General features: G+C 61.9%; 26 protein-coding genes. 21 read left to right on the plus strand and 5 right to left on the minus strand.

Going from position 1 to position 26,192, the window contains the following annotated elements:
* The 9 genes from xylB (at position 1) to AC1DLT_RS09925 (ending at position 10,259) form a co-directional block, all read left to right on the plus strand.
* Positions 1-1,455 carry a xylulokinase gene (xylB, locus tag AC1DLT_RS09885; protein ID WP_477486631.1) on the plus strand — a complete coding sequence of 485 codons (1,455 nt, stop codon included), beginning with the start codon at positions 1-3 and terminating at the stop codon, positions 1,453-1,455.
* A 199-nt stretch (positions 1,456-1,654) separates the two neighbouring features.
* Positions 1,655-2,965: a xylose isomerase gene (gene xylA / locus AC1DLT_RS09890; RefSeq protein ID WP_477486632.1), complete on the plus strand. Its 1,311-nt coding sequence runs from the start codon at positions 1,655-1,657 to the stop codon at positions 2,963-2,965.
* Positions 2,966-3,346: 381 nt separating this feature from the next.
* Complete coding sequence (locus AC1DLT_RS09895; protein WP_477486633.1) at positions 3,347-4,870, plus strand: sugar ABC transporter ATP-binding protein; 1,524 nt, start codon at positions 3,347-3,349, stop codon at positions 4,868-4,870.
* Positions 4,870-5,871: an ABC transporter permease gene (locus AC1DLT_RS09900; protein ID WP_477486634.1), complete on the plus strand. Its 1,002-nt coding sequence runs from the start codon at positions 4,870-4,872 to the stop codon at positions 5,869-5,871. The genes AC1DLT_RS09895 and AC1DLT_RS09900 overlap by 1 nt, the downstream gene beginning before the upstream one ends.
* A 102-nt stretch (positions 5,872-5,973) precedes the next feature.
* The gene (locus tag AC1DLT_RS09905) at positions 5,974-6,924 is read left to right on the plus strand and encodes a substrate-binding domain-containing protein (RefSeq protein WP_477483296.1); all 951 of its coding nucleotides are present in this window, start codon (positions 5,974-5,976) and stop codon (positions 6,922-6,924) included.
* A gap of 217 nt (positions 6,925-7,141) precedes the next feature.
* The gene (locus tag AC1DLT_RS09910) at positions 7,142-8,194 is read left to right on the plus strand and encodes a sugar phosphate isomerase/epimerase family protein (protein WP_038545383.1); all 1,053 of its coding nucleotides are present in this window, start codon (positions 7,142-7,144) and stop codon (positions 8,192-8,194) included.
* A gap of 212 nt (positions 8,195-8,406) precedes the next feature.
* A complete protein-coding gene (locus AC1DLT_RS09915; RefSeq protein WP_247039332.1) occupies positions 8,407-8,634 on the plus strand; it encodes a DUF4160 domain-containing protein in 228 nt (75 codons plus the stop codon).
* Complete coding sequence (locus AC1DLT_RS09920; RefSeq protein WP_247039333.1) at positions 8,627-9,040, plus strand: DUF2442 domain-containing protein; 414 nt, start codon at positions 8,627-8,629, stop codon at positions 9,038-9,040. The genes AC1DLT_RS09915 and AC1DLT_RS09920 overlap by 8 nt, the downstream gene beginning before the upstream one ends.
* A 46-nt stretch (positions 9,041-9,086) precedes the next feature.
* Positions 9,087-10,259: a Gfo/Idh/MocA family protein gene (locus tag AC1DLT_RS09925; RefSeq protein WP_038545375.1), complete on the plus strand. Its 1,173-nt coding sequence runs from the start codon at positions 9,087-9,089 to the stop codon at positions 10,257-10,259.
* A gap of 185 nt (positions 10,260-10,444) precedes the next feature.
* Here AC1DLT_RS09925 and AC1DLT_RS09930 read toward each other — a convergent pair whose 3' ends face one another.
* Positions 10,445-11,005 carry a hypothetical protein gene (locus AC1DLT_RS09930; protein ID WP_477486635.1) on the minus strand — a complete coding sequence of 187 codons (561 nt, stop codon included), beginning with the start codon at positions 11,003-11,005 and terminating at the stop codon, positions 10,445-10,447.
* Between the two features lie 307 nt (positions 11,006-11,312).
* On the opposite strand from AC1DLT_RS09930, the gene AC1DLT_RS09935 reads away from it, so the two are divergent.
* From AC1DLT_RS09935 to AC1DLT_RS09965, 7 genes are all read left to right on the plus strand, one after another.
* A complete protein-coding gene (locus tag AC1DLT_RS09935; RefSeq protein ID WP_477486914.1) occupies positions 11,313-12,716 on the plus strand; it encodes a GH1 family beta-glucosidase in 1,404 nt (467 codons plus the stop codon).
* Positions 12,717-13,034: 318 nt separating this feature from the next.
* The gene (locus tag AC1DLT_RS09940) at positions 13,035-14,075 is read left to right on the plus strand and encodes a methionine ABC transporter ATP-binding protein (protein WP_038549616.1); all 1,041 of its coding nucleotides are present in this window, start codon (positions 13,035-13,037) and stop codon (positions 14,073-14,075) included.
* A complete protein-coding gene (locus tag AC1DLT_RS09945; protein ID WP_038545365.1) occupies positions 14,065-14,733 on the plus strand; it encodes a methionine ABC transporter permease in 669 nt (222 codons plus the stop codon). Before AC1DLT_RS09940 ends, AC1DLT_RS09945 begins: the two co-directional genes overlap by 11 nt.
* 74 nt (positions 14,734-14,807) lie before the next feature.
* Complete coding sequence (locus AC1DLT_RS09950) at positions 14,808-15,584, plus strand: MetQ/NlpA family ABC transporter substrate-binding protein (RefSeq protein WP_038545362.1); 777 nt, start codon at positions 14,808-14,810, stop codon at positions 15,582-15,584.
* Positions 15,585-15,700: 116 nt separating this feature from the next.
* Entirely contained in the window at positions 15,701-17,899 is a 2,199-nt protein-coding gene (locus tag AC1DLT_RS09955) for a bifunctional diguanylate cyclase/phosphodiesterase (RefSeq protein WP_477486636.1), read from the plus strand.
* Positions 17,900-18,079: 180 nt separating this feature from the next.
* Entirely contained in the window at positions 18,080-18,814 is a 735-nt protein-coding gene (locus AC1DLT_RS09960) for a phosphotransferase enzyme family protein (RefSeq protein WP_477486637.1), read from the plus strand.
* A gap of 151 nt (positions 18,815-18,965) precedes the next feature.
* Positions 18,966-19,205 (plus strand): hypothetical protein, encoded by a 240-nt coding sequence (locus tag AC1DLT_RS09965; RefSeq protein WP_477486638.1) that lies wholly within the window; start codon positions 18,966-18,968, stop codon positions 19,203-19,205.
* Positions 19,206-19,264: 59 nt separating this feature from the next.
* On the opposite strand, the gene trhO is transcribed toward AC1DLT_RS09965, so the two are convergent.
* The 3 genes from trhO to AC1DLT_RS09980 are packed head-to-tail and all read right to left on the minus strand — an operon-like array spanning position 19,265 to position 21,703.
* The gene (gene trhO / locus AC1DLT_RS09970; protein ID WP_477486639.1) at positions 19,265-20,206 is read right to left on the minus strand and encodes an oxygen-dependent tRNA uridine(34) hydroxylase TrhO; all 942 of its coding nucleotides are present in this window, start codon (positions 20,204-20,206) and stop codon (positions 19,265-19,267) included.
* Positions 20,207-20,244: 38 nt separating this feature from the next.
* The gene (locus AC1DLT_RS09975) at positions 20,245-21,231 is read right to left on the minus strand and encodes a CHAD domain-containing protein (protein ID WP_038545348.1); all 987 of its coding nucleotides are present in this window, start codon (positions 21,229-21,231) and stop codon (positions 20,245-20,247) included.
* Positions 21,206-21,703 carry a CYTH domain-containing protein gene (locus AC1DLT_RS09980; RefSeq protein WP_477486640.1) on the minus strand — a complete coding sequence of 166 codons (498 nt, stop codon included), beginning with the start codon at positions 21,701-21,703 and terminating at the stop codon, positions 21,206-21,208. The genes AC1DLT_RS09975 and AC1DLT_RS09980 overlap by 26 nt, the downstream gene beginning before the upstream one ends.
* 164 nt (positions 21,704-21,867) lie before the next feature.
* Between AC1DLT_RS09980 and AC1DLT_RS09985 the strand changes: the two genes are divergently transcribed.
* Together AC1DLT_RS09985 and AC1DLT_RS09990 are read left to right on the plus strand one after the other, a co-directional pair.
* The gene (locus AC1DLT_RS09985) at positions 21,868-22,506 is read left to right on the plus strand and encodes a 2-dehydro-3-deoxy-phosphogluconate aldolase (RefSeq protein ID WP_477486641.1); all 639 of its coding nucleotides are present in this window, start codon (positions 21,868-21,870) and stop codon (positions 22,504-22,506) included.
* Positions 22,507-22,594: 88 nt separating this feature from the next.
* Complete coding sequence (locus AC1DLT_RS09990) at positions 22,595-23,311, plus strand: tellurite resistance TerB family protein (protein ID WP_247135860.1); 717 nt, start codon at positions 22,595-22,597, stop codon at positions 23,309-23,311.
* Between the two features lie 102 nt (positions 23,312-23,413).
* Here AC1DLT_RS09990 and AC1DLT_RS09995 read toward each other — a convergent pair whose 3' ends face one another.
* The gene (locus AC1DLT_RS09995) at positions 23,414-23,914 is read right to left on the minus strand and encodes a YbjQ family protein (protein ID WP_477486642.1); all 501 of its coding nucleotides are present in this window, start codon (positions 23,912-23,914) and stop codon (positions 23,414-23,416) included.
* 142 nt (positions 23,915-24,056) lie between these two features.
* On the opposite strand from AC1DLT_RS09995, the gene AC1DLT_RS10000 reads away from it, so the two are divergent.
* From AC1DLT_RS10000 to AC1DLT_RS10010, 3 genes are all read left to right on the plus strand, one after another.
* Complete coding sequence (locus AC1DLT_RS10000; protein ID WP_477486643.1) at positions 24,057-24,767, plus strand: GNAT family N-acetyltransferase; 711 nt, start codon at positions 24,057-24,059, stop codon at positions 24,765-24,767.
* Positions 24,764-24,970, plus strand: a complete 207-nt coding sequence (locus tag AC1DLT_RS10005) for a hypothetical protein (protein WP_046604504.1) — start codon at positions 24,764-24,766, stop codon at positions 24,968-24,970. The genes AC1DLT_RS10000 and AC1DLT_RS10005 overlap by 4 nt, the downstream gene beginning before the upstream one ends.
* A 128-nt stretch (positions 24,971-25,098) precedes the next feature.
* Complete coding sequence (locus AC1DLT_RS10010; RefSeq protein WP_051899810.1) at positions 25,099-26,184, plus strand: acyltransferase family protein; 1,086 nt, start codon at positions 25,099-25,101, stop codon at positions 26,182-26,184.
* Positions 26,185-26,192 lie beyond the last annotated feature (8 nt).

The raw sequence follows: 26,192 nt of genomic DNA on the forward strand, positions 1-26,192 counted from the left end.
ATGTATCTCGGTCTCGATCTCGGCACTTCGGGCGTCAAGGCGATGCTGATCGACGGCGATCAGAAGATCATCGGTTCGGCGAGCGGCTCGCTCGACGTCTCGCGTCCACATTCGGGCTGGTCGGAGCAGGATCCGGCGCACTGGATCCGCGCCACCGAAGAGGCTGTCGCCGGCCTCAAGGCAAAATTCCCGAAGGAACTCGCGGCGGTGAAGGGCATCGGCCTTTCCGGCCAGATGCACGGCGCGACGCTGCTGGACAGCGAAGACAAGGTGCTACGCCCCTGCATCCTCTGGAACGATACCCGTTCGCATCAGGAAGCCGCAGCCCTCGATGCGAACCCGATTTTCCGCAAGCTCACCGGCAATATCGTCTTCCCAGGCTTCACTGCTCCGAAGCTCGTCTGGGTCGCCAAAAACGAACCCGAGATTTTCGCGAAGGTCGCCAAGGTGCTGCTGCCGAAGGATTACCTGCGCCTGTGGCTGGCCGGCGAGCATATTTCGGAAATGTCGGATTCGGCCGGCACGTCCTGGCTCGATACCGGCGCCCGCAAGTGGTCGTCCGAACTGCTTTCCGCCACGGGCCTTACCGAAAGCCAGATGCCGTCGCTGGTCGAGGGAACTGAGCAGGCCGGCAAGCTGCGCGGCGAGCTCTCCTACAAATGGGGCATGGGCGAGGGCGTCGTGATTGCCGGCGGGGCAGGGGACAATGCGGCGTCGGCCTGCGGCATGGGCACGGTGGCGGAAGGCCAGGCCTTCGTGTCGCTCGGCACGTCCGGCGTGCTGTTTGCCGCCAACGCCTCCTATCTGCCGAAGCCGGAAAGCGCGGTGCATGCCTTCTGCCACGCGCTGCCGAAAACCTGGCACCAGATGGGCGTCATCCTGTCGGCGACCGACGCGCTCAACTGGTATTCGCTCATCACCGGCAAGACCGCCGCCGAGCTCACTCAGGAACTCGGCGATACGCTGAAGGCTCCCTCCAGCGTCACCTTCCTGCCCTATCTCTCCGGCGAACGCACGCCGCATAACGATGCGGCCATCCGCGGCGCCTTCATCGGCCTCGAACACGAAAGCAGCCGGTCGGTGCTGACCCAGGCGGTCCTGGAAGGGGTGACCTTTGCGATCAGGGACAATCTCGAAGCCCTGAAATCCGCCGGCACCTCGATTTCCCGCGTTACCGCCATCGGCGGCGGTTCGCGCTCGCGCTATTGGCTGCAGTCGATCGCCACGTCTCTCGGCGTGCCGGTGGATATTCCAGCTGACGGCGATTTCGGCGCGGCCTTCGGTGCTGCGCGCCTAGGCCTCATCGCCGCCACCGGCGCCGACCCGCTTTCCGTCTGCTCGGCACCGAAAACCGACGAGACCATCGAACCGGTCGCAGCACTCTCGGAAGCATACGACACAGCATACGCCCGCTACCGGGCGCTCTATCCGGCGATCAAGTCGCTGGCGCATTGAATATGCTTACACATGGAGGTGCGTTGAAAGACCCCTCCCCAACCCCTCCCCACAAGGGGGAGGGGCTTTATTGCCCCGAATTCCGCTTTTCCGATTAGGCAGGGCGGTGCCACCAGCGTTCTCCCCCCTTGTGGGGGAGATGCCGGCAGGCAGAAGGGGATCTTTGTCGCTCTCAAATACTCGATAGGAGGAAACGACCATGAGCACAGGCTTTTTCGGAGACATCCAGAAAATCAAATACGAAGGCCCGGACAGCACCAATCCGCTGGCCTTCCGCTTCTACAACCCGGATGAGATGATCGCGGGCAAGCGCATGGAGGATCATCTTCGGTTCGCCGTCGCCTACTGGCACTCGTTCACCTGGCCGGGCGGCGACCCCTTCGGCGGTCAGACTTTCCAGCGCCCGTGGTTCTCGGACACGATGGAAGCGGCGAAGATGAAGGCCGATGTGGCGTTCGAATTCTTCTCTCTGCTCGGTACTCCATTCTATTGCTTCCACGACGCCGACGTGCGTCCGGAAGGCAATAATTTCGCCGAGAACACGAAGAATCTCAACGAGATCGTCGACTATTTCGAGAAGAAGCAGGCCGAGACTGGCACCAAGCTCCTCTGGGGCACGGCGAACATGTTCTCGAACCGTCGCTACATGTCGGGCGCCGCCACCAACCCGGACCCGGATGTCTTTGCCTTTGCGGCGGCGACCGTGAAGACCTGCCTCGATGCTACCAAGAAGCTCGGCGGCGCCAACTATGTGCTGTGGGGTGGCCGTGAAGGCTACGAAACGCTGCTCAATACCGATCTGTCGCGCGAGCTCGACCAGATGGGCCGTTTCCTCAACCTGGTGGTCGAATACAAGTACAAGATCGGCTTTAAAGGCACGATCCTGATCGAGCCGAAACCGCAGGAACCGACCAAGCACCAATACGATTACGACGTCGCGACCGTCTACGCCTTCCTGCAGAAGCATGGGCTGGACAAGGAAGTGAAGGTCAATATCGAGCAGGGCCATGCGATCCTCGCCGGCCATTCCTTCGAGCACGAACTGGCGATGGCGAACGCGTTCGGCATTTTCGGCTCGATCGACATGAACCGCAACGACTACCAGTCCGGCTGGGATACCGACCAGTTCCCCAATAATGTGCCGGAAATGGCGCTGGCCTATTACCAGGTTTTGGCCGGCGGCGGTTTCGTCAACGGCGGCACCAATTTCGACGCAAAGCTGCGTCGCCAGTCGCTCGATCCCCAGGACCTGCTGATCGGCCATATCGGCGGCATGGATTGCTGCGCCCGTGGCCTCAAGGCGGCGGCGAAGATGCTCGACGACGGCGCACTCAAGAAGCCGCTCGACGAACGCTACGCCAAGTGGGACAGCCCGGAATACCAGAAGATGCTGCGCGGCGAATACAAGCTCGACGACATCGCCTCCTGGGTTGAAAAGCAGGACATCAACCCGGAACCGAAGTCCGGCCGCCAGGAATACCTGGAAAACGTCGTCAATCGTTACGTTTGATGCCTTTGCGTTTGATGGGCTTGCTCCGCCCCTCACCCTAACCCTCTCCCCGCTTGCGGGGAGAGGGGACGTGCCACGAGCGGCGTTGGAGAGTGAACGGGTACGGAGCGGCATATCCCTTCTCCCCGCAGGCGGGGAGAAGGTGGCGGCAGCCGGATGAGGGGCGGGACGCTGCCGTCGTCAACCGGAAGATGATCTGCACAAAACCTTCCTGCACGTCCCCGCTTGACTTACGGAAATCTGCTTTACGTACCTCAGAATCTGGGCTAGCGTTCTCATGGGAGGAGCTTGGGTGCAGATTATCATATACAGGCGTGCTGTCGGTAACGCAGCGGTTCGCTGTCGGGCCGCGCGTTGCCTTATGGTCATGGGTGCTGTGCGATGAGTTCTGCGGAGGCGAGCCCCGCCGTGCCGCTCTTCGAAGCGACCGGCCTTTCCAAGACATTCGGCATCGTCGAGGTCCTCAAGGACATCAATCTCACCGTCCGCGCCGGCGAGGTTCACGCGATCATCGGCGAGAACGGCGCCGGCAAATCGACCTTGATGAAGATCATCGCCGGCAATCAGCCGCCGACCCGCGGTGAGATGAGGATAGACGGCGAGACCGTCACCTTTTCCGGTCCGGTCGATGCGGAACATCGCGGCATCGTGCTGGTGCACCAGGAAATCCTGCTGGCGCCGGACCTGACGGTCGCCCAGAACATCTATCTCGGCCGCGAGCTGCACAAGGGCGTTTTCATCGACGACCGCGCCATGAACGAGGGCGCCGCAAAAGCGGTCCGAGGGCTCGGCAGCGACATCGACCCGAACACCATCGTCAGCCGCCTGTCGATCGCCCAGCGCCAGCTGGTGCAGATCGCCCGCGTGCTGCTCGTGCCGCACCGGATCGTCATCTTCGACGAGCCGACGGCGTCGCTGACGCCGCACGAGACCGATGCGCTGCTGAAGGTCATCCGGCAGATCCGCGCCAAGGGTGTCGGCGTCCTCTACATTTCCCACCGTCTGCCCGAGGTGAAGGAGATTGCCGACCGGGTGACGGTGCTGCGCGACGGAAGGCTTGTCGCCAGCCATGACGTCAGCGAGTTGCAGTCCGCCGACATGGCGCGGCTGATGGTCGGTCGCGATGTCGCAAAACTCTATCCGGACCGCCACGCAGCCGAGGCGCGCGAGACGGTGCTCGAAGTCGAGCATCTCAACGTTCCCGGTTATGTGCAGGATGCCTCGTTCCAGCTGAAAAAGGGCGAGATCCTCGGTTTTGCCGGCCTCGTTGGCGCCGGCCGCACCGAGTTGATGGAGGGCATGGTCGGCCTTCGTACCAGCCGCGGCGTGGTCCGCCATCTCGGCAAGCCGGTCAATTTCAAGGATGTGCATGCGAGCCTCAAGGCCGGCATCGTCTATCTGTCCGAAGACCGCAAGGGCAAGGGCCTGCTGCTCACCAAGGACCTGATCGTCAACCTGACGCTCGCCTCGCTCGGCAAGTTCATCGGCGCACTGCAGATCGACCGCAAGCGCGAAAGCGCCGCACTCGACAAGGCGATCCGCGATTTCGACATTCGAACCGGCCGCAAGGACATCCTCGCCGGCCAGCTATCCGGCGGCAACCAGCAGAAGCTGCTGCTCGCCAAGATGATGCTGCTCGATCCGTCGATCGTCATCATCGACGAGCCGACGCGCGGCATCGATATCGGCAACAAGGAACAGATCTACAAATTCATCGCCAAGCTGGCAGAGGAGGGGCGTTCGATCATTGTCGTTTCCTCCGAAATGCCGGAACTGATCGGCATCTGCGACCGCATCCTCGTCATGCGCTCCGGCCGGATCGTCGGCGAGGTGACGGGGGACCATATGAACGAAAACGAAATCGTCGTGCTGGCGACAGGCGCCACTAAAGAGGAGGCCGCGTGATGGCGAATGTCGCTACCGAGACGGCCAAGACGCCGAAGACCTCCAAGGACTGGGACATGGCGGCGATCGCGCCCTTCATCGCGCTCACCCTTCTGCTGGTGCTCGGCTATTTCGCCAACCCGAATTTCATGACGTCCGCCAACCTGTTGAACGTCGTGACGCGCAGTTCCTTCATCGCAGTCATCGCGCTCGGCGCGACCTATGTGATCACGTCGGGCGGTCTCGACCTTTCGGTCGGCGCGATGCTCGCCTTCGTCGCCAGCCTGATGATCCTGTTCCTGAATTCGGGAACGGTCGCCGATCCGGCGCTGGCGCTGGTTGCCGGAATGGCGCTGGCGATCGCGATCGGCGCCGCCTGCGGGCTCGCCAACGGCCTGATCACCACAATTGGCAGGATCGAGCCCTTCATCGCCACGCTCGGCACGATGGGCATCTATCGCGGCCTCACCACCTGGCTCAGCCAGGGGGGCGCCATCACCGTGCGCGACCGCGATATTCTGGTGCTTTACCGGCCGGTCTATTCTGGCTCGCTCGTCGGCGTGCCGATCCCGATCATCGTCATCTTCGTTACCGCCGCCATCGCCGCCTTCGTGCTTTACCGCACCCGTTACGGCCGACATGTCACCGCGGTCGGCTCGAACGAGGACGTAGCCCGTTATTCCGGCATTTCGATCAACCGGGTGCGCACCATCACCTATGTCATCCAGGGGCTCTGCGTCGCAGTCGCCGTGCTGCTCTACGTGCCGCGCCTCGGCTCGACGTCCGCCACGACCGGCAGCTTCTGGGAACTGCAGGCGATTACCGCCGTCGTCGTCGGCGGAACGGCACTCCGGGGCGGGGTCGGCCGCATCTGGGGCACGATCTGCGGCGCCTTCATTCTGGAAATCGTCGGCAACATCATGCTGTTGTCCAATTTCGTCAGCGAATACCTGATTGGCGCCATCCAGGGCGCGATCATCATCATCGCCATGCTGGTTCAAAGGTCGCTGATGCGGAGGTAGGCCGCTGAAGCGGATTTGGGTCACGACGTAAATTGACCGGGCTGATGGGTCGCGCCCGGTCCTGAAATACTAAAGACCCTGATATTGTGGGAGAGAGAAACAATGCGCAGACAAATTTTGGGACTGGCCGTGGCGTCGCTGGCACTTCTTGCCGGCACTGCCTTCGCACAGGACAAGAAGGTGACGATCGGCGTTTCCATTCCGGCCGCCGACCACGGCTGGACCGCCGGCGTCGTGTTCCATGCCGAACGCGTCGCCAAGCTGCTGATGAAGGAACATCCGGGCCTCAACGTCATCGTCAAGACCTCGCCGGATGCAGCAAGCCAGGCGAACGCCGTGCAGGATCTCGCGGTCCAGGGTCTCGACGCGCTGGTCATTCTGCCGTCCGATCCGGATCCGCTGGTCAACGCCATCCAGCAGGTCAAGGACAAGGGTACGTTCGTCGCGCTCGTTGACCGCGCGCCCTCCGTCAACGACAGCACCATCCGTGACCTCTATGTGGCCGGCAACAACCCGGCGCTCGGTCAGGTCGCCGGCGAATATATCAAGAAGACCACGCCGGAGGCACAGGTCGTCGTCATCCGCGGCCTGCCGATCCCGATCGACCAGCAGCGCCAGGACGGTTTCGACAAGGGCATTGCCGGCTCCAAGGTGAAGGTGCTCGATCGCCAGTTTGGCAACTGGAACCGCGACGACGCGTTCAAGGTCATGCAGGACTTCCTGACCAAGCACCAGAAGATCGACGTGGTCTGGTGCCAGGACGACGACATGGCAGTCGGCGTTCTCGAAGCCATCGCCCAAGCCAAGCGCACTGATATCAAGTATATCGTGGCCGGCGCCGGCTCCAAGGACATGGTCAAGAAGGTCATGGACGGCGACAAGATGGTTCCGGTCGACGTTCTCTATCCGCCGGCAATGGTGGCGACCGCCATGGAACTCACTGCCGGCAATTTCTACGACAAGGTCCCGGTCAGCGGCACCTACATCCTCGACGCCACACTGGTGACGAAGGACAATGCCAAGAACTTCTACTTCCCGGATTCGCCGTTCTGATAATCAACACGGCCGTGCCCGCCTTTATTTTTTGGCGGACACGGCCATAACCTCACCCTCATTCCTGTGCTTGTCACAGGAATCCAGCCACGGCGCGTCTGCGCCGTGAAAAGGCTCTTCCGCGCCCAAGGACTTGGGCGCACTGGATTCCTGTGACAAGCACAGGAATGAGGGAGGAGGAGAAATCCAGGCACGCCATGTTCGAAGAGGAAAAACCATGAAGACGATCAAGGGCCCGGCCATCTTTCTCGGCCAGTTCGCGGGCGATGCGGCACCGTTCAATACCTGGGACGGGATCACCAAATGGGCGGCCGACAAGGGTTACGTCGGCGTGCAGGTGCCGACCTGGGCAGGCCAGCTCATCGACCTCAAAAAGGCTGCGACCTCCAAGGATTATTGCGATGAATTTGCCGGCGTGGCCCGCGCCAACGGCGTCGAGGTGACGGAGCTTTCCACTCATCTCCAGGGCCAGCTCGTCGCCGTGCATCCGGCCTATGACGAGGGATTCGACGGGTTTGCAGCGCCCGAGGTGCGCGGCAATCCGAAAGCACGCCAGGCCTGGGCGGTCGAGCAGGTGAAGATGGCGCTGACGGCGTCGAAGCACCTCGGCATCAAGGCGCATGCGACCTTTTCCGGTGCGCTCGCCTGGCCCTATATGTATCCGTGGCCGCAGCGACCGGCCGGCCTGGTCGAGACCGCTTTCGACGAGCTTGCCAAGCGCTGGACGCCGATCCTCGACCATGCCGATTCCTGCGGCGTCGACGTGTGCTACGAGATCCATCCCGGCGAAGACCTGCATGACGGCGTCACCTTCGAAATGTTCCTGGAACGGGTGAAAAACCATCCGCGCGCCAACATGCTCTACGACCCGTCGCATTACGTGCTGCAATGCCTCGATTATCTCGACAACATCGACATCTACAAGGACCGGATCAAGATGTTCCACGTCAAGGACGCGGAATTCAACCCCACCGGTCGGCAGGGCGTCTATGGCGGCTACCAGGGCTGGGTCGGCCGCGCCGGCCGCTTCCGCTCGCCCGGCGACGGCCAGGTGGACTTCGGTTCGATCTTTTCGAAAATGGCCGCCAACGATTTCGACGGCTGGGCCGTGGTCGAATGGGAATGCGCGCTGAAGAACTCCGAGGACGGAGCCCGCGAAGGCGCCGAATTCGTAAAGGCGCACATCATCCGCGTCACCGAAAAGGCATTTGACGACTTTGCCAGCGGCGGGACGGATGAAGCGGCGAACAGGCGGATGCTGGGGCTTTGAGCGACAACGCTCCGCGGGCGCTGCCTCTCACCCTAACCTTCTCCCCGTTTTGACGGGGAGAAGGGACGTGCCCCATAAGGCCGAGGCACCGAGAGGCGGCGTCTTGCGTCCTTCTTCCCGCGAGCGGGGAGAAGGTAGCGGCAGCCCGGTGAGCGGACAATCTTTTGTGAGGAGACAAGCTTGAGATACCTAACAAGTTGGGTTATTGATCTATGGTCACCGTCCTGCGGCAGCACGGCCTGCGGTTTATCATCTACACGGCGGACCATGAGCCCCCTCATGTGCATGTCTATGGCGACGGCGAAGCGCGGATCGATATCGAGACACTGAAGGTCCTGACCCAGGGCGGGATGTCCGACCGAGACGTTCGCCGAGCTGCCGAGGTTATCGCGGCCAACCGGCAGTTATTCCTGGAGACGTGGAGAAAGTACCATGGTTGAGATCACGGATGCCGAACTCACCCAGGCAAAACGACGGTGGGAAACGGAGCGGGCACAAAGGCCCGTTCCAGTCTCCGTGCGGTTCGATTCTGCTTCCGGCCGTATCGTCGTGGAGTTCGCCAACGGGGCCGCTTTCATGGTCCCCGCCCGTTCTCTCGAAGGCCTGGCGGAGGCAACGAATGAACAACTGGCCGAAGTCGAACTTCTCGGGGAAACCGGCCTGCATTGGGAAAGCCTCGATGTGGACTATTCGATTTCTGGTCTCATGAGCGGCGTCTTCGGCAGCCGGACCTTCATGGAGGCACAACGCCGCGGCGGACAATCCAAGTCGCCGTCAAAAATTGCCGCAAGCCGCGCCAACGGCGCCAAGGGCGGCAGGCCCCGCAAGGCTGCAAAGAACTCGTGACTGCCCGGCAGTCGCCACATATTTAATCTTTTCGAGGAGAAACATCATGGCAATCGAAGGCAAGGACGAACAGGCGCGGGAGCCGCGCATCCGGCTCGGCATGGTCGGCGGCGGGGCGGGGGCGTTCATCGGGGCGGTGCACCGCATGGCGGCGAGGCTGGACGACCAGTTCGACCTGGTCGCCGGCGCGCTCTCGTCGACGCCGGAAAAGGCGATCGCGTCGGGCCGCGACCTCGGTCTCGATCCGTCGCGCACCTACGGTTCCTACAAGGAGATGGCGATCCGCGAAGCGCGGCTGAAGGACGGCATCGAGGCGGTGTCGATCGTCACCCCGAACCACGTGCATTACGAGGCTGCCAAGGAATTTTTGAAGCGCGGCATCCACGTCATCTGCGACAAGCCGCTGACGTCCAATCTTGCTGACGCCAAGAAGATGAAGAAGGCGGCCGACGAGAGCGGTGCGCTGTTTATCCTCACCCACAATTATACCGGCTATCCGATGGTGCGGCAGGCCCGCGAAATGGTCGCAAACGGCGATCTCGGAAAGATCCGCGTGGTGCAGGTCGAATATCCGCAGGATTGGCTGACCGAGGCGGTCGAGCAGACGGGTGCCAAGCAGGCCGTCTGGCGCACCGATCCGGCCCAGTCGGGTGCCGGTGGTTCGACTGGCGATATCGGCACGCATGCCTATAACCTCGCCGCCTTCATCACCGGCCTGACGCTCGAAAGTCTCGCCGCCGATCTCGACAGTTTTGTCGAAGGCCGCCGTCTCGACGACAACGCCCATGTGATGTTGCGCTACGAGGGCGGCGCCAAGGGCATGCTCTGGTGCAGCCAGGTGGCGCCCGGCCACGAGAACGGTCTGAAGATCCGCGTCTACGGAACCAAAGGCGGCATCGAATGGGTGCAGGCGGATCCGAACTATCTGTGGTTCACGCCGTTCGGCGAACCGAAGCGCCTGATCACCCGCAACGGCGCCGGTTCGGGTGCCGCGGCAGGACGCGTCAGCCGCATTCCGTCCGGCCATCCGGAAGGTTATCTCGAAGCGTTTGCGACCATCTATACGGAAGCCGCCCGCGCCATCAACGCCGCCAGACAAGGCGTCGCTGTGGACAAGGCGGTGATCTACCCGACCGTCGACGATGGCGTGAAGGGGGTGGCGTTCGTCGAGGCGTGCGTGGCGTCCTCGAAGAAGAACGGGGCGTGGGTGAAGCTTTAGGGTTTCATAAAAAAAGCTCGTGCCGACTTAGTCGGCACGAGCGCGTCTTTTACCAAGGATCTCGAATAGTGACCCTAGCCAAGCAACCCTATTAGATTTTGGTCTGTGTGCGAAGCATTGTATTCTCCTGATTATCCTGACCAAATCGCTGCTTATAATATAGTGATTGATCGTTAATTTTCCAGTTAAAAAATCCGATCGGGCAGTAGTTGAAGTTCGATCGAGTCGCTGATGGCCAGGCCTAATTGGAGAACGACCCGGATGTCTGCGACAATGTCAAACATCACCTCTTCGCGCCCCTGTTGCGAGATGCGGGTAAAGGACTCCTTGTCAACAGCACTCACGTCTATCGCCAAATCAGCAAGTTTTCCATAAAATTCCACGATGTTCTTAATCATGACATCCGGAAGGTCTTGAAGAACTTCCGTCCGAGAATTGTAAATAACTGAAAAATAACTGAACGTAAGGAATGGCCTATTTCGTTTATTTAATGCCATGAATTGGTTTATTTCGAAGCTCGATGGTATTCCATTGGCCGCCCGTTCAAGGCTTCTAACATTAAGCTTTATTTCTTCCGCGAGCGCCTTAATAAAACTCTTTCTTGCTTGCCTCTTTTTCTTTCGTTCAATGTAGGAATTGATGAGCAGTCCTGCAAGAAACAACGCAAGCGTAACGAAAAGACCCAAATCAATTTTTGAAGAAATGCACATCCCGAGAAAAGGGTAACATTCCGGTGGCAAGGGCATCGGGCAATCTCCGTTAGATACTCTACCATAGGTTATCTATTTTGGTTGGTATATATATCTTTTGAGATGTGGTCGCCGGTGCTTGGGTTTTGGTAAATAACGTCTCGGAGGCATCCGATTGCCGATGATCAATTCGCTGCCGGAAGTAAGTCGTTCTCGAAAAGAGCAGGACGCGGGCTGCGATCCTGCAACGTTTCAGAATTCTCATCTGTACAACTGCGTCCCGCTTGGTTAAACCGCCGCGAAAGGTGGTCCGGCAGACCCCTCGCGCAACAGATATGGCGGCATCCTCATGACCGATCCCAAGATGAGCAATCCCCAGCCTCGCGATCTTAAAACGCCCAAAGCCGAAAAATTCGCGGTCGGGTTTCCCGGTGATTTCCTCTGGGGCGTCGCGACGGCTTCCTATCAGATCGAAGGGTCCACCAAGGCGGATGGCCGCAAGCCCTCGATCTGGGATGCGTTCTCGAAGATGCCGGGCCGCGTCTATCAGGGGCACAACGGCGATGTCGCCTGCGATCATTATAATCGCTGGGAAGAGGACCTCGATCTCATAAAGGAGATGGGCGTCGAAGCCTATCGGTTCTCGATCGCCTGGCCGCGGATCATCCCGGACGGCACCGGGCGGATCAACGAGAAGGGGCTGGATTTCTACGATCGCCTCATCGACGGCTGTAAGGCGCGCGGCATCAAGACCTATGCGACGCTCTACCATTGGGACCTGCCGCTTTCGCTGATGGGCGAGGGGGGCTGGGCGGCGCGCTCGACGGCCTATGCCTTCCAGCGTTACGCCAAGGTGGTGATGGCGCGGCTCGGCGACCGGCTCGATGCGGTGGCCACCTTCAACGAGCCGTGGTGCATCGTCTGGCTCAGCCATCTCTACGGCATCCATGCGCCGGGCGAGAAGAACATGCAGGCGGCGCTCGCCGCCATGCACCACGTCAATCTCGCGCACGGCCTCGGCGTCGAGGCGATCCGGCATGTGACGCCGGACGTGCCGGTCGGTACCGTCATCAACGCCGCATCGATCATCGCCGGCTCCGACAGCTCGGCCGATTTCGCAGCTGCCGAGCGCGCCCACCAGTTCCACAACGGCGCCTTCTTCGATCCGGTCTTCAAGGGTGAATATCCGCAGCAATTCCTGGAAGCGCTCGGAGACCGCATGCCGGTCGTCGAAGACGGCGACCTGAAGGTCATCAGCCAGAAGCTCGATTGGTGGGGCCTCAACTACTACAAACCGGACCGCGTCCATGACGAGCCCGCGCGCAGCGGCGATTTCCCCTGGACGATAGAGGCCCGGCCCGCCAGCGACGTCAAGACGGATATCGGCTGGGAAGTCTATGCGCCGGGCCTCAAGCTGCTGGTCGAGGATCTCTATCGCCGCTACGACCTGCCGGACTGCTACATCACCGAGAACGGCGCCTGCTACAATATGGAGCCGGTGGACGGCGAGGTGGATGACCAGCCGCGTCTGGACTATTATGTCCAGCACCTCTCGGTGGTCGCCGACCTTATCAAGGACGGTTACCCGATGAAGGGCTATTTCGCCTGGAGCCTGATGGACAATTTCGAATGGGCGGAAGGCTACCGCATGCGGTTCGGCCTCGTGCATGTAAATTACGAGACCCAGGAACGGACGATCAAGAAGAGCGGCAAGTGGTACCGCGAGCTCGCCTCGTTATTCCCGAAGGGCAACCATAAACAGGGCTGATTTCGCAAGTGCGAGAAGATTTTTTCTGCTTTGTGAGATAATTGAAAAAAAATCCCTGTCAAACGCGGGCGCGTCGGGGCATTTATGCGGTATTGAAAAGGCCGCTCCGGCCTTACAAATTGCCCTTTGAGAAAACCGACCAAGATGCTCCGGAAAGTCGCCTGTCATCGAATGTGCCGCTCCGTCCTATAGCTGGACCGCGATGAAATATCCGGTGTTCCGTCGCCGGGATGATCCGACTTAAATCTGAGAGCTGAAATGACATTCCTTCACACTGCGGTCGAAACCGCGCCGTCTCCCTTGGCTGCCGAAACGCCGATGGTGGCGTTCGAGGCGGTAACCAAGCGGTTCGGCGGTGCCGACGACAAGAGCCAGTTCACCGCGCTCGACGGCATCGATCTGTCGGTCGCGCGTGGCGCGATCACCGGCATCATCGGCCGTTCGGGCGCCGGCAAATCGACGCTGATCCGCCTCGTCAATGGGCTCGAAAAGGCGACCTCCGGCCGCGTCGTCGTCGATGGTGTCGAGGTGGGCGGTCTGTCGGAAACCGGGCTGCGGGATCTGCGCCGCCAGGTCGGCATGATCTTCCAGCACTTCAACCTTCTGTCCTCGCGCACCGCCTTCGAAAACGTCGCCCTGCCGCTCGAGATCGCCGGCCTTTCCGCCAGGGAGATCCGCGACAAGGTCGCGCCGCTGATTGACCTCGTCGGCCTTGGCGACAAGTCGGACCGCTATCCCGCCGAACTCTCCGGTGGCCAGAAGCAGCGCATCGGCATTGCCCGGGCCCTCGCCACCTCACCGAAACTGCTGCTTTCGGACGAGGCGACCTCGGCGCTCGACCCGGAAACCACGCAGTCGATCCTGGCGCTGCTGAAGCGCATCAATGCCGAGCTTGGCCTCACGGTGCTTCTGATCACCCACGAGATGGAGGTGGTGAAGACCATCGCCTCGGACGTGGCGGTGATCGACCGCGGCAAGATCGTCGAGGCCGGCCGCACCTTCGACGTCTTCACCGGCGCCAAGCATGAGACGACCCGCTCGCTTCTGTCGGCGGCACTCGGCACCAACCTGCCGGAATGGATCCGCTCGAACCTGAAGCCGCAGCCGTCCGCCGGCGACCGGGTGCTGGTGCGGCTGATCTTCTTCGGGTCGACGGCCTTTCAGCCGCTGACCGCCCGGCTGGTCACCGAACTCGGCGCCGATGTCAACATCCTCGCCGGCACGATCGAGGAAATCGCCGGCGAACCCTACGGCTCGCTGGTCGTCGCGTATCCGGCCGATCCTGCCGTCACGGAACGCGCCGAGCGCTTCTATGCCGCAACCGGTCTTTCCACGGAGGTGCTCGGTTATGTCGCCTGACATGCTCTTCAACCTGCTTCTGAAAGCGATTGGCCAGACGCTGCAGATGGTCGCGGTCGCCGGCCTGATCGGCGCACTGATCGGCCTGCCGATCGGCGTGTTCCTGGCAACCAGCGGCAAGGGCGAGCTTTTCCCCGCACCGGCCTTGAACCGCATCATCGGGGCGATCGTCAATGCGGCGCGCTCGACGCCGTTCATCATCCTCGTCGTGGCGATCATCCCATTCACGCGCCTCGTCACCGGTACCTCGATCGGCACCTATGCGGCGATCGTGCCGCTGACGGTGGCGACCATTCCCTTCGTCGCCCGCCTTGCCGAAGCGGCGATCCGCGAAGTGGACAAGGGCCTGATCGAGGCTGCCCGCGCCATGGGTGCGACGCCGCTGCAGATCGTCTTCAAGGTGCTGCTCGCCGAGGCCAGGCCGGGCCTGACGCTGGCGTTGACGCTTACCCTCGTCAGCCTGGTCGGTTATTCCGCCATGGTCGGCGCGGTCGGCGGCGGGGGGCTCGGCGATCTCGGCATCCGCTACGGCTACCAGCGCTTCATGCCGGATGTGATGTTTGCCGTCGTCGTGGTGCTGATCGTGCTGGTCCAGGCGATCCAGAGCGCTGGCGACGCGCTCGCCCGCCGCTTCGACAAGCGCAACCGCCAGACCTGAAATCATTCCGAAAGCCAGCCTCCCAAGACATACCAAGAAGACTGGCGCATATAAGCAAACCCAAGGAGACACTTATGAAGAAGCTCATCATCGCCGCGGCACTCGCCGCCTTCGCTGCTGCTCCGGCGCTTGCCGAAGACATCAAGATCGGCGTCACCCCCGGCCCGCATGCCCAGATCATGGAAAAGGTGAAGGAAGTCGCGGCCACCAAGGGCCTCAACATCCAGATTCTCGAATTCTCCGATTACGTCGTGCCGAACCAGGCGCTGGCCGATGGCGAGCTCAACGCTAATTCCTTCCAGCACCAGCCCTATCTCGACAATCAGGTCAAGGATCGCAAGTTCGACATCGTCAGCGTCGCGCAGACCGTCAACTTCCCGATGGGCGTCTATTCCAAGAAGGTGAAGAGCCTCGCCGACCTGAAGCAGGGCGCCACCGTCGCCATCCCCAACGACCCGACCAATGGCGGCCGCGCGCTGCTCATCCTCGCCGACCAGGGCCTGATCAAGGTCAATGCCGCAAAAGGCCTGAAGATCGGCCCCGCCGACGTTACCGAAAACGCGAAGAAGATCGAGTTCGCCGAACTCGACGCCGCCCAGCTGCCGCGTTCGCTCGACGACGTCGATGCGTCGGTCATCAACACCAATTACGCATTGGAAGCCGGCCTCAACCCGAAGACCGATCCGATCGCCAAGGAAGGCGAAAAGGCCCCTTACATCAACGTCATCGCCGTCAAGTCCAAGGACAAGGATGCGGCCTGGGTCAAGACGCTCGTGGAAGCCTATCACAGCGCTCCGGTGAAGGATTTCGTCAACACCCAGTTCAAGGGCGCCGTCATCGCCGCCTGGTAATATCGAGTTTTCGAAAATTCTTGAAGGCCGGTGCTCAAGTGTGAGCGCCGGCCTTCTTCTTTTAACCCTATCTGAAGGAATACCCGCGAAAGATGTAGGACTCCATGAGGTCTTCGATGCGGCTTCTTCCGTCTCGCTTTCGCCGCTCCGCAACACTTGGCCGTCGCTCTGCCGTGACGTCGATGCTGCTTGTCTTCGCGGTGGTCGTGGTGCTGGTGACGATCTTCATCCTGACCGCTATCGACCGCATCGCCGATTACGCCAATCGTCTCGATGAGGGGCGCTCGCAGGAAACGACATCAGGCGCGATCCAGACGTTCCGGGAGCAGCTGCACGCGACGCTGAACGATTACGCTGCCTGGGACGACGCCGCCCAAGCGGTCTATGCGGATGATCAGGCCTGGGTCGCCAGCAACTATGGCGACATGACCGCCAACAGCGATCTCTTCGACATTGCCGTCGTCATGGACATGAACCAGAACGTGCTGATGGCCTATCAGGACGGCGCGCCCGTCAACTGGTCGCCGCGTGACTATTTCGACACTTCGCTCTGGACGCTGTTCGACAAGGCGAGTTCCGCCGGCGCCGAAAGCGTGCCGGAGGCAGTCAGTTTCGTCCAGACCAAAAAGGGTGTCGCGGCCGTCGGGGTAGCGCTGATCCGGCAGAAATCGGGACAGCTCGATCAGCCGGTCGCAAACCGCCGCTTCCTGGTCTTCGCCCGGCATCTGGACGAGGCCAAGGTTCGGAAGCTCTCCGAAACCTACGTCCTCGACGGGCTTCGTTTCGCGAGCGCCTCCGATGCCGTTTTGAACATGGTGGAGATCCGCAATATCCACGGCAGGGTGCTGCAGCGGCTCGTCTGGCATCCCCGCAGGCCGGGCGACATGGGTTACGCTCAGGTCCGGCCGCTGGTCTATTGCGCGCTTGCGATGGTCGGCCTGTTCTTCCTCCTCCTCTTCGTCAGCGGCAGCAATACGCTCAATCGGCTGACGGCGGACGAGGCGGCGGCGCGGCATCTGGCCATGAGCGACCGGTTGAGTGGGCTCCTCAACCGCGCCGGCTTCTTTGCCGCGCTCGATGCCCTGGTGGTGCAGAGCCGCCGCAGCAACCATGATGTGGCGCTGCTCTATCTCGATCTCGACGGCTTCAAGGAAGTCAACGACGCCTATGGCCACGGCACCGGCGACAAGCTGATCCGCGGTGTCGCGGCAGGCCTCAAGACACTGGTCGGCGATACGGCGACCCTTGCCCGCGTCGGTGGCGACGAATTCGCCATCGCGCTGGCCAGCACGGACATTGGAAGGGTCGTGGATACGCTGAGCGACCGCATTCTCGGTTTCTTCGACGAACCCTTCGTGATCGGCGAACGGGTCGCGACGATCGGCACCTGTATCGGCGTCGCCGTTTCGCCACGCGGCAAGGTCTCCGGCGAGGAATTGGTGCGGCGTTCCGACATGGCGATGTATCACGCCAAGGAAACTGGCCGGGGCCGGACCGAATATTATCAGCCGGAAATGGATGCCGAGCGCGAAGAGCGCAACATGCTGGAAATCGATCTCAGGATCGCCATCGAGCGCCGCGAACTGACCATCGTCTATCAGCCTGTGGTGGACGCCCGGACCTGGCGGATCATCGGCATCGAGGCGCTGGCCCGCTGGAACCGCACCGGTTACGGCCCGGTACCGCCCGACATCTTCATCCCGATCGCCGAATCGACCGGGCTCATCGACCAGCTCGGCCTGTTCGTGCTCCACCGCGCCTGCGAGACGCTGACGCTGTGGCCGGAGCTGAAGCTCGCGGTCAACATCTCGCCCGGCCAGTTCCGCGATCCGGCATTTGCCCTGCATGTCGCCTCGGTGTTCCGCAAGACCGCAACCGATCCCTCACGCATCACGCTCGAAATGACCGAGGGTTATTTCATTCAGAGCCCGGAACGCGCCCGGGCCGCTCTTGCCAAGCTGAAGCAGCTCGGCGTCAAGATCGCGCTCGACGATTTCGGTGCCGGCTTTTCAAGCGTCGGTTACCTGCGCCAGTTCGGCTTCGACCGGATGAAGATAGACAAGTCGCTGGTGCACGCGCTGGAAGAGGGCGGCCGCGCCGTCGATCTTCTTCAGGCGACCGTAGCGCTCGCCCGCTCGCTGGAAATCCCGGTCACGGCCGAGGGCGTCGAAACGGAGGCACAGGCGTTGCAACTGCGCCTGACCGGCTGCGACGAGCTGCAGGGCTATCTGTTCGGCAAGCCGATGTCGTCGGAACAGATCGACATCATCTACCGCGGCAACCGCCTGCCGGGCGGGATGAGCGGGGCGGCGTAGGCCGGCCCTTCAGTTACCGGGCAGTTCCGTTTGTGCGGCAAAATCTGCGGAACTACGTAGCAATGCGGCAAGTCCTTCCGGGAATAAAATTGGCCGGGTTGCGTCGATTGCCGACATAGTGACATCGTAAACTCTTGCTATTTCTCCCTCAACTTAATCACGGTCGCCAAGGTATAACCAATGGGATGGGAAGCCCTCGGCCAATGGGGTGAAGACGCGGTTCGCATCGAACCGCTCGCTGGCGGATCTGCCAACGATGTGTGGAGCGTTCGCATCCACGGGCAGATCGCGGTTGCTCGTCTCGGCTCCAGGAGCGACGCTGATCTCGCATGGGAAACCGACCTGCTCCAATACCTCGACCGTGAAGGTATGACCGTTCCTGCACCGATCCCGACGACTGACGGTCGCCTGTTCGCGGACGGTCTGGTGGTGATGAAATACATGGAGGGCGGACCGCCCGAGACCAAGTCCGACTGGCGTCGCGTGGCCGACGTACTTCGCGAGTTGCATCGGTTGACACAAGGCTGGCCGCAGCGCCCAGGCTGGCGATCCTCGACCGACCTCCTGCATGCCGAAACCGGAACGAGGATCAACCTTACCGCGATGCCGCCTGAGGGCGTTATTCGATGTCGAGCAGCGTGGGGCCGGCTCATCGGGCGCCGGACCTGCGTTGTCCACGGCAACCCGAACAACCCCGGCAACATCCGCGTGACCGCAGATCGGGTCGCGCTGATCGACTGGGATGAGTCACATGTCGATGTCCCCGACCTTGACCTGGTACTGCCCGACAACGCCGCCGATCTCGACGATGGCGCGCATGACATCGCCGCGCAAGCGTCAGCCGCATGGGAAGCCGCCGTCTGCTGGCAGGACGAGTACGCGGTCAAGCGACTTGCCGAAGTGCGAGCGGTCTGAAAAGTTTTTGCGGGCCGACGGCCGTATCCATTCAGGAACCTCCGGCGGCTGCGTTGCGCCAATGGTTCTATCAATAACATTTGATCGGCAGTTGACGCGGGGACCTGAGGGTCAATTTATTTCGCTATCTTCCGAGTTAGGAAACAGAGCGATGACCTATCTATTCGTTTTTGTCCTTTTGCTTGGCTGTGGTCTTGCAAGTGCGCTTGGCCCTAAAAGGGATACGCGTGGTGCAAATCTCGAAAGAGCGGTGAGTGACGCGCGCGAAAGTCTCAATCATGTCATCTCTAAACGCGACGCAATGCGAACGGAACTCAAAGTCCTCGCCCTTCTTGTCTGGTGGGTCGCAATGGTTGCACTGTTGATATCGCTCTTTGACGGGTTTTGGTGAAGTATTGGGCAGGCGGCAGCCACGATCCGCTCGCGCCAGCCCGTCTGGCGCGGGCGACCTTACCCGCCGATATGCCTGACACCACGCTTTTTGGCGAGCGCGATCTGGAGCTGGCGCTGGCGGTAGCGATCGCGGTCGTCCTCGGTGCGGGTCGGATAGCAGGTCGAGCAGGAGACGCCTTCCTCGTAATGGGGCGAGCTCACTTCTTCAGCGGTGATCGGGCTGCGGCAGGCGTGGCAGAGCTTGTGGTTGCCTTCCTTCAAGCCGTGCTCCACGGAAACGCGCTCGTCGAAGACGAAGCAGGCGCCTTCCCACAGGCTTTCCTCTGCTGGCACTTCCTCAAGATATTTCAGGATGCCGCCCTTCAAGTGGAAAACCTCGTCGAAGCCCTGTTCCTTCATGAAGGCGGTGGCCTTCTCGCAGCGGATTCCGCCGGTGCAGTACATGGCGATCTTCGGCTTGTTGTGGAGGCCGGGGTTGTTCTTCACCCAGTCGGGAAACTCGCGAAAGGTCTTGGTCTGCGGATCGACGGCGCCCTTGAAGATGCCGATTGCCGTTTCGTAATCGTTGCGGGTGTCGATGACGATGGTTTCCGGATCGGAGATCAGTGCGTTCCAGTCCTTCGCCTCGACATAGGTGCCGACGATGCGCTTGGGGTCGATATCCTCGACGCCCATGGTGACGATTTCCTTCTTCGGCCGCACCTTCATGCGCAGGAAGGGCATCTTCGACGCACGGCTTTCCTTGTGCTCGAGGCCTGCGAATTCCGGCTGGGCGCGCAGATAGGCGAGAAGCCCTGATATCGCCGCGTCGGAACCGGCAACCGTGCCGTTGATCCCCTCGCGGGCGATCAGCAGCGTGCCCTTGATGCCATTTTCGTCGCAGAAGGCCTGCAGGGAGTCGCGAAAGCTCTCGTAGCGGTCGAAACGCGCAAAATGATAGAGCGCGGCGACGAGCCAGGCGCCCGTCGCTTCCGGTTGAGCCTCCGGGCGGGTTTGCATGATGTTTTCGGTCATGGCGCTGAAATACAGTTTCCGGGCTATCCGCGCAACGCGGTTTCTTTCTCGTGGGCTTCGTGGGCCCTGTGCAGCTTTGCCGCACGACGTTCCTTGCGCGGCGTCGTGGCTGCCTTTTCCCATAGCAGCGCGATCAACCCGCTTTCCGTCTCGGCGCTGTCGGCGAACACCTCGTGGGCCGCTTCCAGCGCCTCGTGCCGCAGCGCCTGCTGGCGGGTGATGATGGCGCCGAGCACCCGGGCCAGCGTATCGCTGTCGCCGAACAGTTCGGGGCTTTCGTTGACGAGCCCGGTCAGCACCGAAAGATCGTGTTCGTGGCCGAGCAGATCGACCAGGGCCTTCGCCTGTTGCTGCTTGGCGAGCATCGCGGAAGGCCAGATCGCCCCGAGCAGCGACAAGTGCATCCAGTAGGTCTGGCCGCATTTGCGCAGCCCGTGATAGGTCTCCGCATCGCCGTGTTCCTCGCAGCCGGCGAGCGCGCCGAGCGCCTTCTCGCGCTGGTCCTTCCAGGCCTTGGCGAGCCGCTTGGCCGTCTTGTGCGGATCATTGTCGAGATCGAGGTCGTCGAGAGCTGCGATCGCCGCGCGGCAGGTGTCGACCGCGGCCGCCATCTTGGCCGGCAGGTCGTGTTCCTCCGAGGCGATCCGATCGCGCCGTTCGGTCAGCGCCTTGGAGGCGGTGGTGAGGGCGGAAAGTTCTTCGGGGGAGCCGGCATGGCCGGCGAGATAGTCGACCGTCTCGACCAGCGCGGTCGCGTCGCGCACCGCCGACAGCGTCTGCGCCATGTCGCGGATGCGGGTGTTTTCCTGCCGGCGGAACGTTTTTGCGTCCGGCTGTACCAACCGGTAGAGGGCGCGCACCCGCTTGAAGCGTTTTCGCGCGTCGTGGACCGCTTCGTGTTGGCCGTCCGGCTGGTCTTCGAGCAGCCGGATCGCGTGGGAAAGCTGGCTTTCCGCAACCGACCGGAACTCGTCGGTGAAGGATTTAGCGGGCCGCAGACGGTACGCCATGACACAATTCTCCGCTCAAATCTTCGGTCGCCATCACCATGTTTGAATATCGCCGGTCGCCGGTGATCTCCTCGCCGATCCAGTCCGGGATGTCGGGCAGGGCGCCTTCGTCCTCGATCTCGACCTCGGCGACGACCAAACCCTTGTAGGCTCCGTCATAGACATCCACTTCCCAGGTATAACCCCCGTGCCGGACCTCGTGGCGGGTCTTTTCGAGTACGATGCCGACGGCGGCGTTCGCCATCTCCTCGGCATCGGCCAGTGGAATTTCGTATTCGAATTCGTCGCGGGCCAGCAGTTCGCGGCCGATCTTGATGGTCAGCTTGGCGCGCTTGCCGTCCATGATCCGCACCCGCACCGAGCGGTCGTCGCCGGATGCGACATAGGCCTGCAGGAAATCGGAGGATGATGAGACCTCCGAGCGCCAGCCGTCGCTCTTCACCAGAAATTTCCGTTCGATTTCCTTGGCCATGCTCCACCCGCCGCCTCGGGAACTTCCACAATTGTTGCAACCCTAGTGCAAACTCCGCGCCCCGCAAACCCGTTCGACGTCGGAGGCCTGTTTTTTCTCGACAATGGCGGGCTTGAGGGGTATCTCGACCTCAAAGTTTCAATCGTTTCAGCGGAGACCTTACCATGACCGGCAAGACGGAAAAGCTGCTTTCCATCCTGAAACTGCAGCCGGTGGTACCGGTGCTGATCGTCGATGACGCGAAATCTGCTGTGGGCCTGGCACGGGCGCTGGTCGCCGGCGGGCTGAGGGCGATCGAGATCACCATGCGCACGCCGGCAGCCCTCGATGCTGTCAGGGCGGTGGCCGACGAAGTCGAAGGCGCCAATGTCGGCGCCGGCACGATCCTCAATGCCCGCGACTACGAGGCGGCCGTCAAGGCGGGCTCGACCTTCATCGTCTCGCCCGGCGTGACCCCCGGTGTACTGTCCGCCGCCAAGGATTCTCCCGTGCCGCTGCTGCCGGGTGCTGCGACCGCCAGCGAAGTGATGACGCTGCGCGAGGCCGGCTATGAGGTGCTGAAATTTTTCCCCGCCGAACAGGCCGGCGGCGCCGCTTACCTGAAGGCGCTGTCCTCGCCGCTCGCCGGCACGCTGTTCTGCCCGACCGGCGGCATCTCGCTGAAGAACGCCAACGACTATCTGTCGCTGCCGAACGTCATCTGCGTCGGCGGCTCCTGGGTCGCGCCCAAAGAGCTGGTCTCGGCTGGCGATTGGGCCGGCATCACCAAGCTCGCTTCGGAAGCGGCGGCGCTGAAGGCGTAGCCGCGACACCAGGCCGCTCGCAACCGGCCTTTGTAATTTGGCGGTCGAATTCCTATGTCTCCCCGGAAACACAACAGGGAGATGTGCGATGTTCGACGCGAAGAAGCTTCTCGATCAATTTCTGGGGTCGCAGATTCCAGGCATGTCGGGAGGAAGTGTGAGGGACCGGGCAGGGCAGGCGACCCAGCTTGCCAAGAACAACCCGCTCGCCACCGGCGCGATTCTTGCGGCCGTCCTCGGCACCAAGACCGGCCGCAACATCGCCGGTAATGTCGCTGCGGTCGGCGGCATCGCGGCGATCGCCGGCCTCGGTTATCTCGCCTACAAGAACTATCAGTCCGGCAAATCGCCCGAAGCCGTGCCGCAGCCCGCACCGCAGGCCGACAAGCCGCTCCTGACGCCGCCTGCCGATTCCCCCTTCCATCCGCAGTCTTCCGATCTCACCAACGATTTCGCGCTGACGCTCGTGCGGGCGATGATCGCCGCCGCCAAGGCCGACGGCCATATCGACGCCGGCGAGCGCGCCAACATCATGGACAAGGTGCATGCGGTCGATCTCGGCGCCGAGGCGGAAGCCTTCATCGAGAACGAACTCGCCAATCCGGTCGATATCGACGACCTCGTCGCTGCCGCCCGGACTGAAGAGCAGAAGGTCGAGATCTACGCCGCTTCGCGCCTGACCATCGATCCGGACACCCGCGCCGAACGCGGCTATCTCGATCTGCTCGCCGGCCGCCTCGGGTTGGACGACGCGCTGATCGAGCATATCGACGCCACCGTTTCCGCCGCGAAGGTCAAAGCGTAAGGCGAGCCAGCCGTATGTCGTCAAACGGCTGCGCATCTTTCCGGTCTCGGTCCGCCTGATGGGTTAGGGAACAGGAATGCGCGGCCGCCCGGCAGACTGCCGTCAGTCGGCGAGCTTGACGGCTGTACCGGTCGCCGCAACAAACAGGATGCCGCCGCCCCCTGCCATCGATAATTCACTGAAATCGATCTTGATCGCGATGATCGCGTCGGCATTCAGGCGGATCGCTTCGCGGCGAAGCTCGATCATGCAGACGGTCCGGGCGTCGCGAACGGCGGATTGCACCGTCTTGCTGCGGCCACCGAAGAAATCGCGAAAATTGTTGGCGATGTCCTTGAATATGCTGAGGCCCAGCGCCGTCTCGGCGCCAACGACATCGACGATGCTGTCGATCCGTCGGCCGGGAATTTCGCTCCCCGTCGTGATGATGATCTTCGCAAGGGCCGGATCATTCAGGTCTTCCGGGGAAATGATGCCGTTCTCGATCTTCTTGTATGCCGAAGCCATGCTTTCGGCTTCTGTCTTGGCGCGGCAGTCGCGGCAGATGCCGCCCCTGAGATCCGCGAACCCGAATTCCCGATTGCATGAGGTGCAGACCGCCATTGGACAACTCCCATGATGATCCTCGAAGGGAAGCAGACAGCGAGGATTGTGTCCATCTCAAAGTGCGGCGGCAGCCGTTGCCGTCCCGGTTGCCTTTCCCCTGCCGCTGGCCTAAGCCACTGGCACGGTAGAAGAGGCTGATATGCGCGATCTGAAGAACTACAAAGTTGCCGCCCCCGCTCCAGTCACCCTCAAGGGGCGGTTCGTGACGCTCGAACCCTATGACAGGGACAGCCACCTCCAGGCACTGTGGGACGGGCTCGGTGGCGCTGATGGCATCAATCCGCTTCTCAAATATTTCCCGAACGACGATTTTGCCGATGTGAACGCGTTTGGCGACTGGCTGGAGAACGCCCGTGTCCATTCGAACTTCGTGACGCTCGTCTCGCGCGACAATGCGAGCGGCAAGGTGGTCGGCATGGCAAGCTACATGCGGCCGGACCCGAAGAACGGCGTCATCGAAGTCGGCTCGGTCGCGCATGGCGCGTCCATGAAGCGGTCGCCGCTGTCGACCGAAGTGCATTACCTGATGGCGAAGCATGTTTTCGAAGGGCTCGATTACCGTCGCTACGAATGGAAATGCCATAACGACAACGAACCGAGCAAGACGACGGCGCGCCGCTACGGCTTCACCTTCGAGGGCGTCTTCCGCCAGCATCTCATCTCCAAGGGGGCCAATCGCGACACCGCCTGGTTCTCGATGATCGACACGGAATGGCCGCTGCTGAAGGCCGCGTTCGAAGCATGGCTTTCGCCCGACAATTTCGAGGCGGATGGCACCCAGAAACGGCGGCTCGAAGATATCCGCGCCGAGCTTGCCAAGGGAGCCGATGCCAAGGGAGCCAGCGCATGACGCCAGAAGCAAAGTCGCAGGCGATTGCCGCGGCGGTGATCCTCACAGGCATCGGGCTGGTGATCTACTTCCTGCCGACGATCGTCATGTGGATTGCGCAATTTTCTCCGGTGCTCGCCGTCGTCATCGGCTCCATGCTGTTGCTCGGTTTCTTCGCGATCTTCTGGCTGAGGGCACGCTACCAGCGCAATCGCGGCCGCTGACCATCTCCGCCTTCGGGCGGGCGCAGTCCTAAGGCGTAGCCGCCTAGCCTGATGGCCGGATTGTGCAGTGTTCCCAACCCTGTAAGCTGCCTCGGTAGCCTGGTTTCCAGGTCCTGGGGGGTGCTGCGATGGCGGTGGGCGAAATCAGGTCGATGACGGGTATTCGCGGGGCGGCGGCCGTGTTCGTGATGGTCTACCATTTCGAGCTCGACAGGGTTCCGTCGGACGGGGCGTTCTCGACCTTCCTCAACCACGGCTACCTGTCGGTCGACCTGTTTTTCATCCTCAGCGGCTTCGTCATGGCGCATGTCTACGGGCCATCGTTCCTGTCGGGCGCGTTCCGGTTCGGCGACTTCCTGTGGCATCGCATCGCCAGGGTCTACCCGCTCTATCTCGCCGTGACGCTGGCGTTCATCGCGCTCGCCTTCCTCAAATCCTCCGAGCTCGATATCGGGCCGGACGTGTTCATCTCGAATGTCCTGATGCTGCAGTCGCTCGGCAACTGGCCGAGCATCGATCCGCCGGCGTGGTCGGTGAGCGCCGAAATGCTGGTCTACCTGCTGTTCCCGGTGATCGGCCTGTTGTGTCTGAAGTCGAGCCGCATGGCAGCGCTGCTGCTCGGCATCGGCGCGATCCTCGCGATCCTGATCCTGACGCTTGCCGCCTCCCTCCATTATATCGGGTCGACGATTTCCAAGGGCCTGCTCGATCTCATCGCCGCACCCTTCACCCTGATCCGCTGCCTTGCAGGCTTCACGCTCGGCCAACTGGTCTGGCGGCTGCACAACGATCCGGCCGTCGCCGCGTTCGCGGCGCGCACGCCGGTGCAGATCGGTGTCGGGCTTCTGGCCCTGGTCGCGCTCACTCAGCCGGATTGGGATTTTGCGATCTATCTGCTGATCATCTCGCTGCTCTTCTGCCTCAGCACCGATCGCGGGCTGTTCGCGGATTTCTTCGCCTCCCCGCCGATGCATTTCCTCGGCGACATCTCCTTTGCCGTCTATCTCACCCACTACCGGGCGCTCGGCGTCTGGGCCATGGTGGAGGGGAGGCTCGGCAATGCGGGCTTCGTGCTCCGTAACGTGGTTGCGACGGTGGTGACGAGCATGGTGGTGATCGGCGTGTCATGGCTGTTGCATGTGGCAATCGAGCGGCCCTGCCGGCAATTGATGCGCAAGGGCAGCCCGGCCATGGTGCGTAAACGCGCGGCCTGAAAGGGGCA

It is taken from the genome of Neorhizobium sp. 05N33 (assembly GCF_056397445.1).

Coding starts and splice junctions, on each gene's coding strand:
- xylB (WP_477486631.1), top strand. CDS start 1: ATGTATCTCGGTCTCGATCTCGGCACTTCGGGCGTCAAGGCGATGCTG.
- xylA (WP_477486632.1), top strand. CDS start 1,655: ATGAGCACAGGCTTTTTCGGAGACATCCAGAAAATCAAATACGAAGGC.
- AC1DLT_RS09895 (WP_477486633.1), top strand. CDS start 3,347: ATGAGTTCTGCGGAGGCGAGCCCCGCCGTGCCGCTCTTCGAAGCGACC.
- AC1DLT_RS09900 (WP_477486634.1), top strand. CDS start 4,870: ATGGCGAATGTCGCTACCGAGACGGCCAAGACGCCGAAGACCTCCAAG.
- AC1DLT_RS09905 (WP_477483296.1), top strand. CDS start 5,974: ATGCGCAGACAAATTTTGGGACTGGCCGTGGCGTCGCTGGCACTTCTT.
- AC1DLT_RS09910 (WP_038545383.1), top strand. CDS start 7,142: ATGAAGACGATCAAGGGCCCGGCCATCTTTCTCGGCCAGTTCGCGGGC.
- AC1DLT_RS09915 (WP_247039332.1), top strand. CDS start 8,407: ATGGTCACCGTCCTGCGGCAGCACGGCCTGCGGTTTATCATCTACACG.
- AC1DLT_RS09920 (WP_247039333.1), top strand. CDS start 8,627: ATGGTTGAGATCACGGATGCCGAACTCACCCAGGCAAAACGACGGTGG.
- AC1DLT_RS09925 (WP_038545375.1), top strand. CDS start 9,087: ATGGCAATCGAAGGCAAGGACGAACAGGCGCGGGAGCCGCGCATCCGG.
- AC1DLT_RS09930 (WP_477486635.1), bottom strand. CDS start 11,005: ATGCCCTTGCCACCGGAATGTTACCCTTTTCTCGGGATGTGCATTTCT.
- AC1DLT_RS09935 (WP_477486914.1), top strand. CDS start 11,313: ATGAGCAATCCCCAGCCTCGCGATCTTAAAACGCCCAAAGCCGAAAAA.
- AC1DLT_RS09940 (WP_038549616.1), top strand. CDS start 13,035: ATGGTGGCGTTCGAGGCGGTAACCAAGCGGTTCGGCGGTGCCGACGAC.
- AC1DLT_RS09945 (WP_038545365.1), top strand. CDS start 14,065: ATGTCGCCTGACATGCTCTTCAACCTGCTTCTGAAAGCGATTGGCCAG.
- AC1DLT_RS09950 (WP_038545362.1), top strand. CDS start 14,808: ATGAAGAAGCTCATCATCGCCGCGGCACTCGCCGCCTTCGCTGCTGCT.
- AC1DLT_RS09955 (WP_477486636.1), top strand. CDS start 15,701: ATGCGGCTTCTTCCGTCTCGCTTTCGCCGCTCCGCAACACTTGGCCGT.
- AC1DLT_RS09960 (WP_477486637.1), top strand. CDS start 18,080: ATGGGATGGGAAGCCCTCGGCCAATGGGGTGAAGACGCGGTTCGCATC.
- AC1DLT_RS09965 (WP_477486638.1), top strand. CDS start 18,966: ATGACCTATCTATTCGTTTTTGTCCTTTTGCTTGGCTGTGGTCTTGCA.
- trhO (WP_477486639.1), bottom strand. CDS start 20,206: ATGCAAACCCGCCCGGAGGCTCAACCGGAAGCGACGGGCGCCTGGCTC.
- AC1DLT_RS09975 (WP_038545348.1), bottom strand. CDS start 21,231: ATGGCGTACCGTCTGCGGCCCGCTAAATCCTTCACCGACGAGTTCCGG.
- AC1DLT_RS09980 (WP_477486640.1), bottom strand. CDS start 21,703: ATGGCCAAGGAAATCGAACGGAAATTTCTGGTGAAGAGCGACGGCTGG.
- AC1DLT_RS09985 (WP_477486641.1), top strand. CDS start 21,868: ATGACCGGCAAGACGGAAAAGCTGCTTTCCATCCTGAAACTGCAGCCG.
- AC1DLT_RS09990 (WP_247135860.1), top strand. CDS start 22,595: ATGTTCGACGCGAAGAAGCTTCTCGATCAATTTCTGGGGTCGCAGATT.
- AC1DLT_RS09995 (WP_477486642.1), bottom strand. CDS start 23,914: ATGGCGGTCTGCACCTCATGCAATCGGGAATTCGGGTTCGCGGATCTC.
- AC1DLT_RS10000 (WP_477486643.1), top strand. CDS start 24,057: ATGCGCGATCTGAAGAACTACAAAGTTGCCGCCCCCGCTCCAGTCACC.
- AC1DLT_RS10005 (WP_046604504.1), top strand. CDS start 24,764: ATGACGCCAGAAGCAAAGTCGCAGGCGATTGCCGCGGCGGTGATCCTC.
- AC1DLT_RS10010 (WP_051899810.1), top strand. CDS start 25,099: ATGGCGGTGGGCGAAATCAGGTCGATGACGGGTATTCGCGGGGCGGCG.